Below are 18,067 nucleotides of genomic sequence, written 5' to 3' on the forward strand. Positions count from 1 at the left end.
GAAAGCACATGCCAATGATCACGTGCACGCTGTGGCCATTACTGCTTACAGATATCATGGTTTGGGCTGGATTACATCTCGGTATTTCTTGGGGAATACGTCAAGTCCCGTTGGCCTTTTTTGAACAGCATGCTTCTTGGTTTCGCCTATTTTCCTTTGAAGACGATGGGAAGTTTTGGCAAAGACATTTGCGCATAGCGCGTTGGAAAGACCGTTTGCCGGAAGGAACGCAGATCGACAGCGGGGGATTCGACAAATCTCACTTACACAGGAAAGATGGCGCTTCTCTCTATCGGTTTATGCTGGAAACCTGTCGTGCAGAACTAACACACTGGCTGCTGCTGTTTGCCGCAGTGTTGTTTTTCCTCTGGAATCCCCTTTGGGCTGCAGTACTCAATTGTTTGTACGCCATATTGGCAAATCTGCCGTTTATTCTGATTCAACGCTATAATCGGCCACGTTTGCTTAGGGTCTACAATAAATTTCTGAGGAAAAAAGCAAAACCAGCGGCGGCACGGAAATGAGTAGTGCGAGATTTTTTGCAGTAGAAAAAGAAGTGAAGCTTCTGTTGTAAAGCTCTCTCATACGACCAAAACTTGATAAAACAGTGATCCAGCAGTCTCGGATATATATATATTTTCTCAAGCATACGCGGCAATCCTCTCGCCTAGTATGCTTTTTTTGTGTACAGGAAAAGCATATTTGTTTACAACTTACAAAAAGTAAGTTATTATTATCTCGAATTCGAAATAAGTGAGGTGAAAGAAATGTCCCATCAAGAAGCAGCATTAAGTGCATACATCGGTTTATTACGGACAGCCAATCAATTAGAACAAATGGCCAAAAAAGATGTCCGATGTTACGGCTTGAATATCACTGAATTTTCGGTCATGGAATTGTTGTATCATCGAGGCACCCAAGCTACCCAAGCAATTAAAGAGAAAATCTTGATTGCTAGCAGCAGTACCACGTACGTCATTGATCAATTAGAGAAAAAAGGCTATGTCAAAAGACAACAAAGTGACCAAGACCAACGAATAAGCTTGGTTTCCTTAACAGAACCGGGTAGAAAATTGATTGAAGACATCTTTCCTACCCATGCCCAACAGATCGATCAACGTTTTGGAGAAATCAGTATGGAAGAACTAGCAAATTTAAAAACTATTTTACGAAAAATCACACAACCATAGAAAAGAGGAACTATTATGAGAAAACAAGACCAATTATTAGGTGTACACCACGTAACAGCAATGACCAGCGATGTCGAAAGAAATTATCACTTTTTTACCGATATTTTAGGCATGCGTTTGGTAAAGAAAACCGTCAACCAAGATGATATCTATACGTACCATACTTATTTTGCAGATGACATTGGTACCCCAGGAACCACGATGACATTCTTTGATTTTCCACAGACATCAAGGGGCAGCAAAGGAACAAATTCTATTACGAGAACCAGCTTCCGGGTACCATCAGATGCGGCATTGACATACTATGCACAACGTTTTGACGAATTTTCAGTCAAACATGAAGCAATTACAACAGTTTTTGGTACAAATGTATTGCGCTTTTGGGATTTTGATCAACAAGCCTACCAATTGATCTCGGATGAACGTAATCAAGGTGTTGCAGCGGGAACACCTTGGAAAAAAGGACCGGTACCTTTGGAATTTGCGATTTACGGTTTAGGTCCAGTTGAAATCAGTGTTTCTTATTTTGCAGACTTTAAGGGATTGTTGGAAAATGTCCTTGGTTTCGAAACAGTGGCCCAAGAAGCGGACCGTGCATTACTGTCTGTTGGTGAAGGTGGTAATGGTGGGCAAATCGTGCTGATTGAAGACACAACAAGCCCGCAAGCACAACAAGGGGATGGTGAAGTCCACCATGTGGCCTTTCGTTTAGCGGACCGTGCATCGTTGGCAGTTTGGCAGGAAGTCTTTGATAATTTGGGATTAGCCAATTCAGGTTATGTCGATCGTTATTACTTTGAATCATTGTATGTCCGTATTGGGCACATTCTCTTTGAACTAGCTACCGACGAACCAGGATTTATGGGAGATGAGCCTTATGAAACCCTAGGCGAAAAATTATCGTTAGCCCCATTTCTAGAAAATAAACGCGACTATATCGAGGGTGTGATCACACCTTTCAATACCGTGCGTCAGTAAGGAGCAAAAACATATGCAACCAATCGACCATATCCATCATATTTCAGCGATTGTCGGTGACCCGCAAGCAAATGTCGCGTTTTATCGCGAAGTGCTAGGACTGCGCCTAGTGAAGCAAACAGTTAACTTTGACGATCCACATACGTACCATTTGTACTACAGCAACCAAGCCATCGAAAACGGAACGATCATCACCTTTTTTCCATGGGCCAATGCCCATCCGGGACGTGTGGGGAGTGGACAGGTAGGGCGTATTGCTTTTCGGATTCCCAAAGATAGTAGCGACTATTGGCAAACACGCTTAAATCAAGCAGGTATTGCTGTCCAAGAGAGTACATTGTTCAAACAAAAAACCTTAGAACTGGCTGATGTACACGATTTAGCTTTAGCTTTAGTAGAAGCTGAAGAAACAGCAGATACGCCCGATATTTTGGGTTTCCATGGTGCAGTGCTGCTTTCCGCACAGCCCGAAGCCACGATTCAAACATTGACGCAAGATTTGGGCCTTCAAATGATCGACAAAACAGAAACAAGCAGTCATTTTTTAACAACGGGCAAATTGCATCATGAAATCGTTGTTCCCCATCAAGCATTACCAGCAGGGCGGTGGGGTGTTGGGACAGTCCACCATATTGCCTGGTCAGTACCAACGGATGAGGCACAAAAAGAATGGCAAGCGTATCTCTATGACCAACAATATGGGGTGACAGAAATCAAAGACCGTCAGTACTTTCATGCGATTTATTTCCAAGAGCATGGGTCAATCGTTTTTGAGATTGCCACAGAAGCACCTGGATTTTTGGTTGATGAACCACTGGCATCACTAGGGGAAGCCTTAAAACTTCCTCCGCAATTTGAAGCACAACGAGCAGATATTCTTGCACATTTACCACAGCTAAACATTGATTAACGGATTTAGCGGAAAAGGAGTCATTATGCGACAAATAGATCCAACCAGCTTGACCCAAAGGGAAAATTATAAACTATTGATTGGTTCCGTGATTCCCAGACCAGTAGCAATCGTCACCACTCAGTCTGAAACCGGGATTCTCAATATTGCCCCTTTCAGCTTCTTTACTATTGTCAGTTCTGATCCGCCTATCTTATCGATTGCCATTCAGCGCAAAAATGGGGAATCAAAAGATACCGCACGTAATCTGATTGCGACCAATGAAGCAGTTATTCACATATTAGATCAAAGCAATGTGGTTGCTGCCAATCAAGCAGCAGCCCAATTGCCAAGTGGAGAAAGCGAATTGACCGTTGCTGATTTTACGACGGTTCCGTCGGCAACGGTTGATGTTCTTGGTTTAAAAGAAGCGAAAGTTCGTTTTGAAACCAAACTGTATCAACATGTCCCTATCTTAGAGGGCAGCCAAGTTGATTTGCTGTTGTTGCAAATCACGGCCTATCATATTGATGAGACCGTTTATCAAGACGGCAAAATCGATCCTAACGGCTTACAAGCAGTCAGTCGTTTGGCAGGCAATACCTATGCTACTATTGGTGACATGTTTGATATCAAACGTCCAGATTAATTGAAAGGAGTTCCAGCAAATGAAGGCTATTTATCAAGCAGGACAACCAGAGGCACCAGTACTGGTGTTGCTGCATGGAACAGGTGGCGATGAACATTCCTTATTGGAAGTTGGTCGGGCCATCTCATCAGAAGCATCATTACTCAGTATTCGTGGGGAAGTCATGGAAAACGGCATGCGACGCTATTTCAAACGATTGGCGGAAGGAATATATGATGAAGCTGATTTGGCACAACGGGGGGATATTTTGGCAGCAGAGATTCAAGAAGCTGCCGATACATACGGATTTTCCATCGAAAACGTAGTGCTTGTCGGGTACTCAAATGGTGCCAATATCGCTATTCGACTGTTGCTGACACACCCGACGGTCTTTACCAAAGCTATTTTGTATCATTCGATGTATCCAGTAAAGTACTTACCGACGCCGGATTTATCTAAAACACATGTCTTTATGAGTTTTGGTACCCATGATCCAATCGTTTCAGCGGAAGATGCTGCTTATGTTAGATCTATTTTTAGTGACCGCCAAGCAGAAGTCACAGATAGCTGGACACCGAGTCACCAATTGACGTATCAAGAAGTTGAAGCGTCAAAAACATGGTTAGCAGAACAACTCTAAACAAAAAGCCCTGCACACAGGAGAAATCTAGTGCGCAGGGCTTTTTGTTTGTGGCCGTCAATGAATCCTCATTCAATTTGTGATATGACTAGTAGCTGTGAAGAAAAATAATAGATATACATTATAAGCCCGATAACAGAGACCTTAATCGATTTAGTGAGTAAATCTTACCTAACAGCTAGTGTGGATTGATTCTAGAAACGAGTGAATCAAAGAGTTAAACGATTAAATGTTACCGGTCGAATGATGTACTATAAAGAACCAATCGCCTCATCAATCGCCGTATCCCCGTGGATCACTTCGAACTCTTTGCCAATCGTAGCATTGTTTTCTAAAACAGCTACCAATGTTGCAGCGACATCTCCTCGTGGGATTGAACCAAACTCGTTGCGTTTACCAACTTTGACTTTGCCTGTGGCTGGGTCATCTGTCAAACCACCAGGATGAACGATTGTCCAATCAAGGTCAGTGTGACTACGCAGCCATTCATCAGCATAGTATTTGGCAATCGTATAAGGTTGCAAGCTATTTTGTTTGAGTAATTCTTCGCGATCATTCCTAAAGGTGCTGACCATGACAAAGCGATTGACACCCGCTTTCTTCGCGGCTTCCATGGCTTTGACTGCGCCATCTAAATCAACTGTGAATGTTTTTTCCAATCCTTTGCCGCCAGCGCCTGCACTGAAAACAATTGCGTCAACCTCTTTGGCAGCTTCTGCGATCGTATCAATTGAGCTGGCTGCTAGATCAAGTAGAACTGTCTCAATTCCTCGTTCTTCAAAGAAAGGAACTTGGTCAGGGTTTCTGATCAAAGCCTTCTCTTTAATTTGGGGATGGTCCTTAATCTGATCTGCAAAATGTTGACCGACTTTTCCATATGCACCAATAAATAAAACTTTCATCGTCATTCTCCTTTGTTTGATTGGATAAAATAGGAGATATAGTGGCTTTTAAACCAAAAAATCATCCTATTTTCCTACAAGTGTGTTATCAAAAGCATAGCACGCATCCCAATAGCTTACAAATGATAGCAGCTGCTCCATCTCAAAATGACTGGATTTTACTTAGTGCAACTACTTCTCGAAAAAAACTTTTTTTAGTGAGCAAAGTAAAATCAATAGGCGACTGTGTACAATTGGTCGTTGCAGGCGGTTGCGTAAAAGCAAGGGAAAAATCAATTCCTGTTTAATGATTCTTTCAACCATTCAGTATCGTTAGGATCACCAGAACCCCGTTGATTTTTATCAATCATTGAGATGAGGGTCATTTCTTCGTCAGTTAATGTGAAGTCAAAGACATCAATATTTTGCGCGATACGTTCAGTATGGATCGATTTTGGAATCACAACAATATCACGTTGCAAGTGCCAACGTAGAATGATTTGTGCAATACTCTTGTTGTGGGCATCCGCGATTTTAGCCAATGTAGGATCTTCTAAAACATGTCCTTTGCCTTGCCCAAGTGGGCCCCAAGCCTCGTGAGCGATATCCAAACTTTTTAAATAGTCATGTAATTTTTTTTGTTGAAAGTAAGGATGTGTTTCAACTTGATCGATGGCGGGCTTAACTTTCGCAGTCGTCAACAATTTTTCTATGTGTGGTTTTTCAAAATTTGAAACACCGATCGATTTAATCAAACCTTCAGCATACAAACTTTCCATGGCCCGCCATTTTTCGTTGTATCCTTCGCTTGGCCAATGGATCAAATAGAGATCCAAATAATCAGTCTGTAGTTTCTTTAATGATTCATGGAAAGCCGTAATGGTATCCTCATAGGTCGTATGGCTGTTCCAAACTTTAGACGTAATAAACAATTCTTCACGTTTTATACCACTTTCAGCCAACGCTTCACCTAGCCAAGCTTCATTGTGGTAGATTGCTGCTGTGTCGAAATGACGATAACCACTTTTTAGCGCGTCGGTCACGGAACGTCTTAAGTCGTTTGCATCTTGAACTTTAAATACCCCTAAGCCTAACTGAGGAATCATTTGTCCATTGTTTAATTTTAACTGTTTCATGAAGAAACACCTCCTAATAATGATATGAACCACTTATAGTATAGCGTGATTATGCGACAAACAGTACGCATGATGCTTTGATGAGTGGGATATCGATTAGCGCCAGCCCAAATCAGGTGCGATATCCTTCACGATTGTTTCAAGCAAGTGCATATTGTATTCAACACCTAATGTATTTGGAATCGTGATCAATACCGTATCCGCTTCTTTGATCGCTTCATCAGTTGCCAATTCTTTGATGATCTTGTCAGGTTCACCAGCAAAAGTTTTGCCAAAAATCGTTGGATTTTGATGATAGGCAAGAAACCCAACTTGGTCGTATTTTGCATCGTCCCCCTGATGGCCAAATAGTTGGCGATCTAAGTCAGTCGTAATTGGTTGAATGGAGCGAGTAACCAATGTTCTAGGCGCAAAATCATGACCGGATTTTTTCCATGCTTCTTTGTAGGCACGCAATTGTTTTGCTTGTTGAATGTGGAAAGGTTCTTTGGTTTCGTAGTTTACTAAAGTGGAGGACTGCAAATTCATTCCATGTTGCGCAGCCCAAACGGCTGTTTGCTGTGAACCAGCACCCCACCAAATTCTTTGGCGCAACCCTTCAGAAAATGGTTCGATCCGTAATTTTCCAGGTGCTTGTGGGAACATAGGTTGAGGATTTTGTTCTGCAAAGCGTGTACCTTCGAGTAATGATAAGAATTCTATGGTTCGTTGACGGGCAACTTCTTTCATTTCTTCTTCGCTATAATCATACCCAAAGTATTTCCAACCATCTAACACTTGTTCAGGTGAACCACGTCCTACGCCTAGTTGTACCCTTCCTTGAGTAATGATATCTGTTAACCCAGCATTTTCTGCCATCATATAAGGATTTTCATAGCGCATATCAATCAAACCTGTGCCAATTTCGATTTTGCTGGTTTTTGCACCAATAGCGGCAAGAAGAGGAAAAGGTGATCCAATTTGATCCGCAAAATGATGCACGCGATAGAATGCGCCATCAATACCGATTTTTTCAGCTTCGATTGCTAGTTCAATTGATTGAATATATGCATCCTTTGCAGTCTTAACAAGTGATCCTTTGTCCATCCAATGCCCAAAACTTAGAAAGCCGATTTTTTTCATGATCTATACCCTCCTGAGAAATAATCATAGAACTTACTTTTAATAAGTTAAAAATAGTCTACTACTTTTTGTAAGAATAATCGACTAATTGTTCTCGCTATTTTGATAAGGGTTGTTTTGATATAAATTGAGTGTCGGTCTTTGGGTTTTCGCGGATAGTGGAGGATTCTTTTATCATGGAAATTCGGCCAAAGCTAAAGTAGTGAGAATTTTTTGTTAAAGATTGGTCGATTCATAGTCGTTCTACACGATGGGCTTAGGTAAGCTGTATTGTTAACTATGTTGATGATGAAAGATGCGCGTATCTTAAAAGGATAGTTAAAAGAGAAGCATCTTCTGTGGTATGAAGAAAAGAAGTGAGTATAGAACTGTTACAATGAGATTTTCTAGTCTGACTTTTTGGGGAAGCTTCGTTAGGAGACGCCGAAAAAATATGCAAAAAAATAGAAAAGCAGATTGCCTTGTTAAAATAATATTACGGAAGAATTCTTAGAATATATTCGTTTAAATCAATAGGGAGTCCTTTATATGAAGAAATTTAACACATACTATACTATTATTTTTTCATTATTTTTATTACTGTTGTTAATGCTTCTAATGCAACACAAAGAGTATCCAGATTATTTCATATTAACTTTTGTTTATTTGGTAAGCGCATATACACTGTTGGATAAGTTTAAAAAAGCTTCAATAGTTTCTAAAGCTTACCTTCTAGTTTGTTTATTGATTTTATCTACGATGTTTTTAATGTATATGGGAAAATAAATATATGTGGAAACTAGTACTCAGAACTTGCTTTTGCTTTCAATAAATTCGATAAAAAATGATAATGGAATGTCATTTCAAATCTTTTCAGTAAATTCAACGCTTCGGTTGTTTTATCCTTATCATTTGTTATCAAGCCTTCAAAAAAAAGAATGAGGACTTTACTTCTTAAATCATCACTTGATACAAAGTGGATAAAAGCATCTAGTATTTTTCTCATAAATTCTATTTCGTTTCTTTCCGCAAAGAGGATTAAAGAATTGATATACATTTTTTCTATCAAACGATTTTTCTGAAAAATAAGTCTATAAGTATTTATTTTTTTTTCAATGGAGTTTAGATTAAGGATAATGTAATCTGTTTCAAAAAGATGCATAACATTTATGAAAATTGTTGATTCAAACCTACCCCAAGTTTCTATTTTATTTAAATAAGACTGGAAAGTATTTTTTAACAATTTTTTTTCAGCATAACTAAGCAATAAAATATCTAATTTGTCCAAAGCTAATTTATATTGACCGATTAAATGAAAATAAAAAAAGTCATTCGTAGTATCGTATAATTGTTCAAGTTCTTTTATTTGTTTTCCTAATAATTCGAAATCTTGCTTATAATAAAGTGTTTCTAATTGGGTCGCTATCTTTTGTTTTGTGCTCACAGTATCTTGGCTGGATAATATGAATTCATCAAATGAAACATTCAATTTGTTCAAATATTGGTGCAGTAGATGAAATTTCATAGATGTCCCATCTGTCTCGTAACTACTAAGGGTGTTTCTGTTAGATATATTTTGTGTTAAATTTTGCTGGGAGACGCCTCTTTCAATCCTGAGTTTTTTTAAAAGTTGATTATCTTTCATATTAGCACCTCTTATTATCTTTTTTTTAATACGAATCAAACAACTAAAGTATGTAATTATATAAGAGAAAGGTGGAGAAATAGTATGGACTTCTTTTGGGAAATTGTTTTATATTTAGTGAATGTTTAGGATTTTTGGTGGATCCGTTTGCAATGTGGGAAAAAGACAAGCTTTTTATACTTTCATATTAGTGATGATGAATGGCTAGGTTAGAATCTGAGATGACAATATTATTATATATGATAAACGCGTTGTTTTGATCAAAAAAAATAATTATTAACGATAAATTAGATAAAAACATGTTCTTGGTATAGTGTATAGAGAAAATGGAACTTAAACATAATAGATGGATAGAAAAAAAGCTTGTTTACGTTTGTGTAAACAAGCTTTTTTGGTAGGGAAACATCACATGTTAAAGTGAAGTCTGAATTATTTAGCTGTTAAATATAGTTTTAATGGCGCGTATAGTATATGATTCTATTCCCACTCCACAGTAGCAGGTGGTTTGCTCGTAATGTCATACACGATCCGATTGACGTGTGCAACTTCGTTCACGATCCGAACACTGATCTTTTGCAAGACTTCCCAAGGGATACGAGCAAAGTCAGCGGTCATGCCGTCGATGGAAGTGACTGCGCGGATACCTACTGTATAATCATAAGTCCGGCCATCTCCCATGACACCCACGGAACGGATACCAGGTAAGACAGTGAAGTATTGCCAGATGTCGCGGTCTAAACCAGCATTGGCGATTTCTTCTCTTAAGATGGCGTCTGAATCACGGACGATTTCTAATTTTTCTTCCGTCAATTCACCCAGGACACGAATACCTAAACCAGGGCCAGGGAATGGTTGGCGCCAAACGATGCTGTCAGGCATACCCAGTTGGGTTCCTAATTCGCGGACTTCATCTTTGAATAGCGTATTTAATGGTTCGATCAATTTGAATTGCATATCTTCAGGTAAACCACCCACATTATGGTGTGATTTGATGGTTTGGGCTGTTTCTGTTCCTGATTCAATGACATCTGTATAAAGCGTGCCTTGTGCTAAGAAAGAAACCCCTTCTTCACCAGCTAATTTCGTTGCTTCATCATCAAAGACATAGACAAATTCGTTCCCGATGATTTTGCGTTTTTGCTCTGGATCAGACACACCAGCTAATTTAGACATGAAACGCTCTTTGGCATCGACTTTAATGATATTTAGGCCGAATTTGCCGCCTAAACTCTCCATCACTTGTTCGCCTTCACCTTTACGCAATAAACCATGGTCAACGAAAATACAAGTCAATTGATCACCGATGGCTTTTTGTAAAAGCACACCGACTACGGATGAATCGACACCGCCAGAAAGGCCAAGTAAGACTTTCTTGTCACCGACTTGTTCACGGATTTTGGCAACTTCCATATCGATAAAGTTATCCATTGTCCAATCACCGGTACATTGGCAAACATCGATAGCAAAGTGGCGCAATAGGTCATTGCCGTACTCAGAGTGGCGGACTTCAGCGTGGAATTGGATACCATACATCTTGCGTTCCGCATTTTGAATGGATGCAATCGGACAGTCTTTGCTGGTGGCAACGACATCAAAGCCAGCTGGAGCAGCTGTTACTAAGTCACCATGACTCATCCAAACAGTTTGTTTATCTGGTGTGTTTTGGAATAAAGCAGCATCAGAAGATGTTACTTCTAATTCTGCTTTGCCGTATTCGCGGTTTTTGGCAGGCTCTACTTTGCCGCCTAATTTATAAGTAATCAACTGCATACCGTAACAGATACCCAAAACTGGGATGCCTAGTTCAAAAATTTTCTCATCAATACCGAAAGAGTTTTCGTCATAGACACTATTTGGTCCACCTGAAAGAATGATACCTTTCGGGTTCATCGCCTTTACTTCTTCAGCGGTAATGCGGTGGCTCAATAATTCAGAGAAAACACCGAACTCACGAATGCGGCGCGTAATCAGTTGGTTGTACTGGCTACCGTAATCGAGTACGATAATTTTTTCGACGTTTGGCAAGTTGTCAACGTTTGTCACAATAAATTACCTCAATTCTTTTAATTTTTATTGAAAAAAGGAAAATCCTTTTCAACAGCATACTACAAAAGGAAGCGATCAATACTTGCGTAAGAACACTTCATCGATCAAATGGTGCTTGGTTTTATGAAGAATTATATCGGCTCTACTGCGTGTAGGCAAGATATACTCATGTAAATTCTTTAAATTCACATTTTTCCATACGTCTTTTGCCATTTTAATGGCTGCTTTGCGGTCGCCAATGGCATATTGATAATAATAATTGCTTGGATCTTGGAAAGCTGTGTCCAAAAGTGATTCAAATCGTTCAAGATACCATTTCTCGATCAACTCAGGTTGTGCATCGACAAAGATCGAGAAGTCAAAGAAATCACTGATATAAATCTGCTGATTGGCAGGCAATTGCAATGTATTGATCCCTTCAACGATCAGAATGTCTGGTTGACTGATGGTGTCAAATTCGTTAGGGATAATATTGTAGACTTCGTGAGAGTAAACGGGAATGTGAATGTCTGGTTCGCCAGACTTCACTGCATTCAAGAAGTTGATCAATGCCTCCATGTCATAACTTTCTGGGAAGCCTTTACGATCCAAAATCCCTTTATCCTCGAGGACTTCATTTGGGTATAAAAAACCATCTGTGGTGATCAATTGGACATTTCGACGAGGAAATAGACGACCCAACAAGTTTTGAACTAGACGGGCAGTGGTACTTTTACCAACAGCTACACTTCCGGCAATACCAATGATAAATGGCGGCATTTTAACATAGCGGTGCAAAAAGAGTCCTTTGCTTAAAGTCAATGATTCAAATTCTTTCATATATAGGTGAATCAAATGGCATAGTGGTACGTAGACATCTTCAACGTCTTGAACAGAGATCCGGTCATTCAGACTTTTAATGTTGTCCAATTCTTCTTGGGTAAATGGCATCATGCCGTTGGTATAAAAACCTTGCCATTGCTCGCGGGGAATTTGGTAAAAATTCATGGTTTCTTGCATAATAGGCTCCTTCTTTACATCGCGGTTCAACGAGGTCAAACCGGTCATCGGCAATCTGCCCACACATCAGGGTGGCGATTTGCTTCTGTTCGAAAATAGTTTACCATATAAAAGACAGCTTCCACTAAAAAAGACCCAAAAATCTCCACTAAGCATACAAAAAAAAGAAACTTTTCAGAGATTTCACGAAGGAGAGTTTACATCTAGCAGATTTTCGGTATGATGGAGGGGAAAAGCTTCCTTTGCATCGAAGCAAAAATAGTTGCATATAGAAAGGAAATGACAATGAGTAATCATTATTATACAGAAAACCCGGACACAGCCCACGACTTTGAACAGTGGTCATTTGAATTAAAAGGCAAGGTATTTCAGTTTGTCACCGACAGCGGTGTGTTTTCTCGAGACACAGTCGATTATGGTTCCCGTGTCTTGATCGACAGTTTTACATGGCAGGATCTGCCAGAAGGCACTTTGTTAGACGTTGGCTGTGGCTACGGACCGGTGGGGTTGTCGTTGGCTTATGCGAGTCAAAGACCGGTGGAAATGATCGATATCAATCAGCGGGCGGTAGATTTAGCCAAGGGCAATGCCCAACGAAATGGTATTGAACAAGTGGATGTCCATCAGTCAAATATCTATGATACATTGAACCAAAAAGAATATGCTGCAATTCTCAGCAATCCGCCGATTCGTGCGGGGAAAGATGTCGTGCATGAGATTTTGACAGGTGCTTATCCATTACTAAAGGTCGACGGTACCCTGACGATCGTGATCCAAAAGAAACAAGGTGCGCCGAGCGCTCAGAAGAAAATGCAAGAAACTTTTGGCAATGCTGAGATCATCAAGAAGGATAAAGGATATTATATTATTCAAAGTATCAAAGAGGCCTAGCCGCTTTGATACTTTTTTCGTTTGGCGATCTTAAAATGAACATGTTCATGTGAGCGAAAAAAAGAAAGTAGGATAGCGCAACAAAGGGTGCTATTTTTTTGGTGTAAAATTTGCTACACTTTAGGCAAGAGAGGTGAGAAGTATGAAAATGACAATCAAACAGATTGCCGAAATGGCAGGTGTATCGGTCACTACGGTTTCCCAGATTCTAAACAACAAAGGCAGCCGCTTCAGTGAAGAGACCCGTAGACGAGTATTAGATATCGTGAATAAATATCATTATAAGCCGGATTTTTTTGCTTCAAATCTAATCAACCGCCATTCTAAGACGATCGGTATGATCGTACCTGATGTGACGGATTTCTTTTTTTCTAAAATCATTGAAGGGGCAGAAAGTTACTTTAATCCGTTAGGCTACATGCTGGTGTTATGCAACTCTCGTCATAGTCAAGACAAAGAAATCCAGTATTTGAATGAATTGTCCCACCGTTCAGTTGACGGTATTTTGTTGGCTACGCCGCATTTGCTGCCGGAAGAATATTCTTTAAAGAGTGGCTTCTTTGATGATCGCCCTATTATTCTTGTTGACCGTGGTATCAATCAGCGTGACAACGGCCGCCTGATCGTGAAAGAATATGAAGGTGCTTATCAAGCAGTCAGCTATTTGATCGAAAATGGCCATCGGAATATCGGTATGTTGAAAGAAAGTACCGGCTATTATCAACTAGAAGAACGGTTCAACGGCTATCGCCATGCTTTGAAGGATCACCAGCTTCCTTTTAAAGGGCGTTATGTCGAAAGTGCTGAACTGACGGTATCCGGGGGGTATGAGGCCACCAAATCTTTATTGAAGTATAAAGAAATCACTGCCTTCTTTTGCGGCAATGATGCGATGGCGATCGGTTGTTACCAAGCCATCTATGAAGCAGGCAAAAAAGTACCCGAAGATATATCTGTTGTTGGTTTTGATGCCTTAAAACTTTCTGAGTATATTACACCGCCATTGACGACAGTGATGCAGCCAACCTTTGAAATTGGTTTTACCGCAGCCAAATTTTTAGTGGATGCCATTGAATTCCCAACTAGGCGAATTCCAAATAAGATTTTTGATACAAAATTAATTATTCGTGAGAGCGTGCAAACATTGACAAGCAAGGAATAATGCGGTATATTTCTTCTTGTAAGTGTTTTCATACCTTCACGATATTTAGTAAACTGTTTTACTAAAGTGGTTTACCCGTGAGGAAATTATTGTATAATGTTAGAGGAAGCGAGGGTCATTTCGATGCGAATGGTGGATTTAATTGAAAAGAAACGTGACGGCAAGTCATTAACGAAGGAAGAAATTGACTACATTGTAACTGCGTATACTGACGGAAGTATCCCAGATTATCAGATGAGTGCCTTGTTGATGGCTATTTACTATGTAGATATGACTGATGAAGAAATCACAAATCTGACTTTGGCAATGGCGAATTCTGGTGAAGTGATCGACCTTTCATCAATTGAAGGAATCAAAGTAGACAAGCACTCAACCGGGGGCGTTGGAGATACAACAACCTTGATTTTAGCGCCGCTAGTTGCCAGCGTTGGTGTGCCAGTAGCCAAAATGTCCGGACGTGGACTAGGCTATACCGGTGGAACTTTGGACAAATTAGAATCCATTCCAGGTTTCAAAATCGAAATCCCTGAAGAAGAATTTATCCGTTTAGTCAACGAAAGCAAAATGGCAGTGATTGGTCAATCTGGTGATTTGGCACCAGCAGACAAAAAATTGTATGCTTTGCGGGATGTGACAGCAACAGTCAGCTCGATCCCATTGATTGCCAGCTCGATCATGAGTAAAAAAATCGCGGCTGGTGCAGATGCGATCGTCTTAGATGTGACAACGGGGGATGGCGCCTTTATGAAGAACATTGACGATGCCAAACGTTTGGCAAAAACAATGGTTCGAATCGGCAAATTGGCCCACCGACAAACAATGGCTGTCATTTCAGATATGTCACAACCATTGGGTGAAGCAATTGGCAATAGCCTAGAAGTAGTGGAAGCAATCGAAACATTGCAAGGGAATGGACCAGAAGATTTAACTGAAATGTGTTACGTGTTGGGCAGTCAAATGGTCGTCTTGGCGAAGAAAGCTGATTCTATCGAGGAAGCACGGCAAATGTTGTCAGAAGCCCTTCGTTCAGGAAAGGCATTGTCTAAGTTTCGAGAAATGATCACGAATCAAGGAGGCGACGCCTCAGTGGTGGATGAGCCTAGTAAATTGTTGACTGCGCAGTATGAAATTGAACTGCCAGCGAAAAAAAGTGGCGTTGTGACTAAATTAGTCGCCAATGAATTAGGGATCGCAGCCATGATGCTAGGGGCTGGCCGCAAAACAAAAGAAGAAGATATCGATCATGCAGTAGGGATCAAGTTACACAAAAAAGTCGGTGAAGCAGTCAGCGAAGGGGAATCTCTTTTGACTATTTACAGCAACACTGAAGCAATCGATGATGTTATTGCTTTGATCGAAAAAAATATCGAGATTGGTGAAGCAGGCGTAGAACCGCCGCTGATCCATGACATGATTACAGAATAAGGAGCGAATAAAGAATGGAATTGAATCGGATGATCGACCACACAATATTGAAAGCTGACGCCAGTGAAGAAGATGTCCTGCGTATCATTGAAGAGGCTAAAACCTATCACTTCTACTCAGTCTGCATCAATCCAACATGGGTGGCTTTTGCAGCGGAACAATTAAAAGGTGAACCTACAGCAGTTTGTACAGTGATCGGTTTTCCTTTAGGCGCGAATACTTCAGAAGTCAAAGCCTATGAAACAACAGATGCAATCAATAATGGTGCAGATGAAGTCGATATGGTCATCAATATCGGCGCATTGAAATCAAAACAATATAAAAAAGTTCAATCGGATATCGAAGCAGTAGTAACAGCTGCCAAAGACAAAGCATTGGTGAAAGTCATTATTGAAACAGCCCTGTTAGACAATGAAGAAATCGTCAAAGCGTGTGAATTAGCGAAAGCTGCTGGCGCCGACTTCGTGAAAACGTCGACAGGTTTCTCAACTGGTGGTGCAGTGATCGAAGATGTTCGTTTGATGCGTGAAACGGTAGGACCAGAAATGGGTGTGAAAGCTTCTGGTGGTATTCATAATGAAGCAGAGGCGGTAGCGATGGTTGAAGCCGGTGCAAATCGTTTAGGTACAAGCGCAAGTGTAGCAATCGTCACAGGTTCAACTGGCGGCGGCTATTGATTAAGTCTCTTTCTGCCAGAAAAATATGCATAGAGCGAGGAAGACGATGACAACAGTAAAAAAAGAATGGATCGAAACAGCCGTAGCGGCTTTAGACAAAGCCTACGTACCTTACTCCAAGTTTCCTGTTGGTGCTTGTTTGGTAGGGAAAAGCGGGACTGTTTATCAAGGAATCAATATCGAAAATGCATCTTTTGGATTAACCAATTGTGCCGAACGGACTGCATTTTTTAAAGCTATTTCAGAAGGCGAAAAAGACTTTGACCACCTTGTTGTGGCTGGGCACACGCCTGAACCGATTTCGCCATGTGGTGCTTGTCGTCAGGTGATGGTCGAGTTTTGCGAACCAACGATGCCTGTTACTTTAGTCGGTGATGATGGTGTGACCAAAGAAACCACGGTCGGCGAATTGCTGCCGTATTATTTCACCAACAAAGATTTATAAACCATGTTCATTCAGTCGATGCGGCTGTTGAAAAAAACTATATTTTAGGGGGCTTTACAGCAATGAAAAAAGCAAAATTATTTAGTTTAGGGATTGTTGCAGTAGCTGGTTTAACATTACTAGGTGCTTGCGGCGGCGGGAACTCAGGTTCAACAGATTCAACTGGCGGCAGTGCAGCTGAAGGATCAACAGATGCAGCACATAGTGTAGCGATCGTTACGGATATCGGTGGTGTTGATGACCGCTCATTCAACCAATCAGCTTGGGAAGGATTGGAAGCATGGGGTGAAGAACATGGTATTGCCCGCGGTGTTGGCGGTTATGACTATGTCCAATCAAACGAAGCGTCTGAATATACAACAAATGTAAATGGTGCCGTTCAAAATGGTTTCAAAACAATTTTTGGTGTAGGTTACTTATTGAAAGATGCGATCTCAGCAGCAGCAGACCAAAACCCTGATACACAATTTGGGATCATTGATGATGTCATCGAAGGCAAAGACAACGTTGTCTCAGCAACATTTAAAGACAATGAAGCAGCGTACCTTGCTGGTTTTGCAGCAGCATATACAACAAAAACAAACAAAGTCGGTTTCATCGGTGGTGAAGAAGGCGTCGTGATCGACCGTTTTGAAGCTGGTTTCATTAAAGGTGTTCAAGATGCAGCTGAGATTTTAGGTAAAGATATCACAGTAGATCCTCAATACGCAGCATCATTCGGTGATCCTGCTAAAGGGAAAGCATTAGCAGCTTCAATGTACCAAGGCGGCGCGGATGTTATCTTCCATGCTTCAGGCGGTACTGGTGCAGGTGTCTTCCAAGAGGCCAAAGCAATCAACGAACAATTGAGCGATGCTGATCTTGAAGACAAAAAAGTATGGGTTATCGGTGTAGATAGCGATCAACAAGATGAAGGTGTCTTTACATCAGCTGATGGTACAGACGGCAACTTCACATTGGCTTCAACACTTAAAGGTGTAGGCGCAGCTGTACAAGATATCTCAACACGTGCTTTAGAAGATAACTTCCCTGGCGGCGAACATATTGTTTATGGTTTGAAAGATGGCGGCGTGGACATTACTGAAGGTTTCCTTTCTGATGATGCCAAAGCAGCAATCGAAACAGCAAAACAAGATGTAATCGACGGTAAAGTAGAAGTTCCTGAAACACCAGAAGACTAAAAGCAGTCATTCTGTGGTGATCTTGCCCTATGATAGGGCAAGATCATTCTATTGATCATGATACTGTCTTGATGAAAGCTTCTGGTTTTCATGAGGATAGTAATATCCAAAGCAATAGCCATTATTCATAGGATACGCAATCGAAAGCGAAGC

Annotated in this window: 19 protein-coding genes; 13 read left to right on the forward strand and 6 right to left on the reverse strand. The window is 40.7% G+C overall.

Annotated elements, in window-relative coordinates; genetic code table 11:
- Positions 1-8 precede the first annotated feature (8 nt).
- The 6 genes from IGI41_RS00900 (at position 9) to IGI41_RS00925 (ending at position 4,325) form a co-directional block, all read left to right on the forward strand.
- Positions 9-524, forward strand: coding sequence for a glycosyl-4,4'-diaponeurosporenoate acyltransferase (locus IGI41_RS00900; protein ID WP_430610725.1), 516 nt, complete (start codon positions 9-11; stop codon positions 522-524).
- 243 nt (positions 525-767) lie between these two features.
- Positions 768-1,190, forward strand: coding sequence for a MarR family winged helix-turn-helix transcriptional regulator (locus IGI41_RS00905; protein ID WP_430612659.1), 423 nt, complete (start codon positions 768-770; stop codon positions 1,188-1,190).
- 15 nt (positions 1,191-1,205) lie between these two features.
- The gene (locus IGI41_RS00910) at positions 1,206-2,168 is read left to right on the forward strand and encodes a ring-cleaving dioxygenase (protein ID WP_430610727.1); all 963 of its coding nucleotides are present in this window, start codon (positions 1,206-1,208) and stop codon (positions 2,166-2,168) included.
- A gap of 13 nt (positions 2,169-2,181) precedes the next feature.
- Positions 2,182-3,078 carry a VOC family protein gene (locus IGI41_RS00915; RefSeq protein ID WP_430610728.1) on the forward strand — a complete coding sequence of 299 codons (897 nt, stop codon included), beginning with the start codon at positions 2,182-2,184 and terminating at the stop codon, positions 3,076-3,078.
- A 25-nt stretch (positions 3,079-3,103) separates the two neighbouring features.
- Entirely contained in the window at positions 3,104-3,706 is a 603-nt protein-coding gene (locus IGI41_RS00920; protein WP_430610730.1) for a flavin reductase family protein, read from the forward strand.
- Between the two features lie 19 nt (positions 3,707-3,725).
- Entirely contained in the window at positions 3,726-4,325 is a 600-nt protein-coding gene (locus IGI41_RS00925) for an alpha/beta hydrolase (protein WP_430610732.1), read from the forward strand.
- 251 nt (positions 4,326-4,576) lie between these two features.
- Here the strand turns inward: IGI41_RS00925 and IGI41_RS00930 are convergent, their stop codons facing one another.
- Positions 4,577-5,227, reverse strand: coding sequence for an SDR family oxidoreductase (locus tag IGI41_RS00930; protein WP_430610734.1), 651 nt, complete (start codon positions 5,225-5,227; stop codon positions 4,577-4,579).
- A 41-nt stretch (positions 5,228-5,268) separates the two neighbouring features.
- Between IGI41_RS00930 and IGI41_RS00935 the strand changes: the two genes are divergently transcribed.
- Positions 5,269-5,514 carry a hypothetical protein gene (locus tag IGI41_RS00935; protein ID WP_430610736.1) on the forward strand — a complete coding sequence of 82 codons (246 nt, stop codon included), beginning with the start codon at positions 5,269-5,271 and terminating at the stop codon, positions 5,512-5,514.
- Here IGI41_RS00935 and IGI41_RS00940 read toward each other — a convergent pair.
- The 5 genes from IGI41_RS00940 to coaA form a co-directional block, all read right to left on the reverse strand.
- Positions 5,500-6,342: an aldo/keto reductase gene (locus IGI41_RS00940; RefSeq protein ID WP_430610738.1), complete on the reverse strand. Its 843-nt coding sequence runs from the start codon at positions 6,340-6,342 to the stop codon at positions 5,500-5,502. The two genes, IGI41_RS00935 and IGI41_RS00940, sit on opposite strands and share 15 nt — an antisense overlap.
- Before the next feature lie 96 nt (positions 6,343-6,438).
- Positions 6,439-7,464, reverse strand: coding sequence for an LLM class flavin-dependent oxidoreductase (locus IGI41_RS00945; RefSeq protein WP_430610741.1), 1,026 nt, complete (start codon positions 7,462-7,464; stop codon positions 6,439-6,441).
- Between the two features lie 778 nt (positions 7,465-8,242).
- A complete protein-coding gene (locus IGI41_RS00950) occupies positions 8,243-9,088 on the reverse strand; it encodes a hypothetical protein (protein WP_430610743.1) in 846 nt (281 codons plus the stop codon).
- Between the two features lie 477 nt (positions 9,089-9,565).
- Positions 9,566-11,131: a glutamine-hydrolyzing GMP synthase gene (gene guaA / locus IGI41_RS00955; protein WP_430610745.1), complete on the reverse strand. Its 1,566-nt coding sequence runs from the start codon at positions 11,129-11,131 to the stop codon at positions 9,566-9,568.
- A gap of 78 nt (positions 11,132-11,209) precedes the next feature.
- Entirely contained in the window at positions 11,210-12,133 is a 924-nt protein-coding gene (gene coaA / locus IGI41_RS00960; protein ID WP_430610747.1) for a type I pantothenate kinase, read from the reverse strand.
- Between the two features lie 285 nt (positions 12,134-12,418).
- On the opposite strand from coaA, the gene IGI41_RS00965 reads away from it, so the two are divergent.
- From IGI41_RS00965 to IGI41_RS00990, 6 genes are all read left to right on the forward strand, one after another.
- Entirely contained in the window at positions 12,419-13,024 is a 606-nt protein-coding gene (locus tag IGI41_RS00965; RefSeq protein ID WP_430610749.1) for a class I SAM-dependent methyltransferase, read from the forward strand.
- A 142-nt stretch (positions 13,025-13,166) separates the two neighbouring features.
- On the forward strand, positions 13,167-14,186 hold the full coding sequence (locus IGI41_RS00970; protein ID WP_430610751.1) for a LacI family DNA-binding transcriptional regulator: 1,020 nt from the start codon (positions 13,167-13,169) through the stop codon (positions 14,184-14,186).
- Between the two features lie 123 nt (positions 14,187-14,309).
- Positions 14,310-15,611: a pyrimidine-nucleoside phosphorylase gene (locus IGI41_RS00975; RefSeq protein ID WP_430612661.1), complete on the forward strand. Its 1,302-nt coding sequence runs from the start codon at positions 14,310-14,312 to the stop codon at positions 15,609-15,611.
- Between the two features lie 14 nt (positions 15,612-15,625).
- A complete protein-coding gene (gene deoC, locus IGI41_RS00980; protein WP_430610752.1) occupies positions 15,626-16,288 on the forward strand; it encodes a deoxyribose-phosphate aldolase in 663 nt (220 codons plus the stop codon).
- Positions 16,289-16,334: 46 nt separating this feature from the next.
- Entirely contained in the window at positions 16,335-16,733 is a 399-nt protein-coding gene (locus IGI41_RS00985) for a cytidine deaminase (protein ID WP_430610753.1), read from the forward strand.
- Between the two features lie 62 nt (positions 16,734-16,795).
- On the forward strand, positions 16,796-17,914 hold the full coding sequence (locus IGI41_RS00990) for a BMP family lipoprotein (RefSeq protein ID WP_430610754.1): 1,119 nt from the start codon (positions 16,796-16,798) through the stop codon (positions 17,912-17,914).
- The last annotated feature ends 153 nt before the right edge of the window (positions 17,915-18,067 follow it).

This window comes from Enterococcus sp. DIV0876, assembly GCF_050529585.1.
In the GTDB taxonomy this organism is placed as follows: Bacteria; Bacillota; Bacilli; order Lactobacillales; family Enterococcaceae; genus Enterococcus_D.

Coding starts and splice junctions, on each gene's coding strand:
- IGI41_RS00900 (WP_430610725.1), top strand. CDS start 9: ATGCCAATGATCACGTGCACGCTGTGGCCATTACTGCTTACAGATATC.
- IGI41_RS00905 (WP_430612659.1), top strand. CDS start 768: ATGTCCCATCAAGAAGCAGCATTAAGTGCATACATCGGTTTATTACGG.
- IGI41_RS00910 (WP_430610727.1), top strand. CDS start 1,206: ATGAGAAAACAAGACCAATTATTAGGTGTACACCACGTAACAGCAATG.
- IGI41_RS00915 (WP_430610728.1), top strand. CDS start 2,182: ATGCAACCAATCGACCATATCCATCATATTTCAGCGATTGTCGGTGAC.
- IGI41_RS00920 (WP_430610730.1), top strand. CDS start 3,104: ATGCGACAAATAGATCCAACCAGCTTGACCCAAAGGGAAAATTATAAA.
- IGI41_RS00925 (WP_430610732.1), top strand. CDS start 3,726: ATGAAGGCTATTTATCAAGCAGGACAACCAGAGGCACCAGTACTGGTG.
- IGI41_RS00930 (WP_430610734.1), bottom strand. CDS start 5,227: ATGAAAGTTTTATTTATTGGTGCATATGGAAAAGTCGGTCAACATTTT.
- IGI41_RS00940 (WP_430610738.1), bottom strand. CDS start 6,342: ATGAAACAGTTAAAATTAAACAATGGACAAATGATTCCTCAGTTAGGC.
- IGI41_RS00945 (WP_430610741.1), bottom strand. CDS start 7,464: ATGAAAAAAATCGGCTTTCTAAGTTTTGGGCATTGGATGGACAAAGGA.
- IGI41_RS00950 (WP_430610743.1), bottom strand. CDS start 9,088: ATGAAAGATAATCAACTTTTAAAAAAACTCAGGATTGAAAGAGGCGTC.
- coaA (WP_430610747.1), bottom strand. CDS start 12,133: ATGCAAGAAACCATGAATTTTTACCAAATTCCCCGCGAGCAATGGCAA.
- IGI41_RS00965 (WP_430610749.1), top strand. CDS start 12,419: ATGAGTAATCATTATTATACAGAAAACCCGGACACAGCCCACGACTTT.
- IGI41_RS00970 (WP_430610751.1), top strand. CDS start 13,167: ATGAAAATGACAATCAAACAGATTGCCGAAATGGCAGGTGTATCGGTC.
- IGI41_RS00975 (WP_430612661.1), top strand. CDS start 14,310: ATGCGAATGGTGGATTTAATTGAAAAGAAACGTGACGGCAAGTCATTA.
- deoC (WP_430610752.1), top strand. CDS start 15,626: ATGGAATTGAATCGGATGATCGACCACACAATATTGAAAGCTGACGCC.
- IGI41_RS00985 (WP_430610753.1), top strand. CDS start 16,335: ATGACAACAGTAAAAAAAGAATGGATCGAAACAGCCGTAGCGGCTTTA.
- IGI41_RS00990 (WP_430610754.1), top strand. CDS start 16,796: ATGAAAAAAGCAAAATTATTTAGTTTAGGGATTGTTGCAGTAGCTGGT.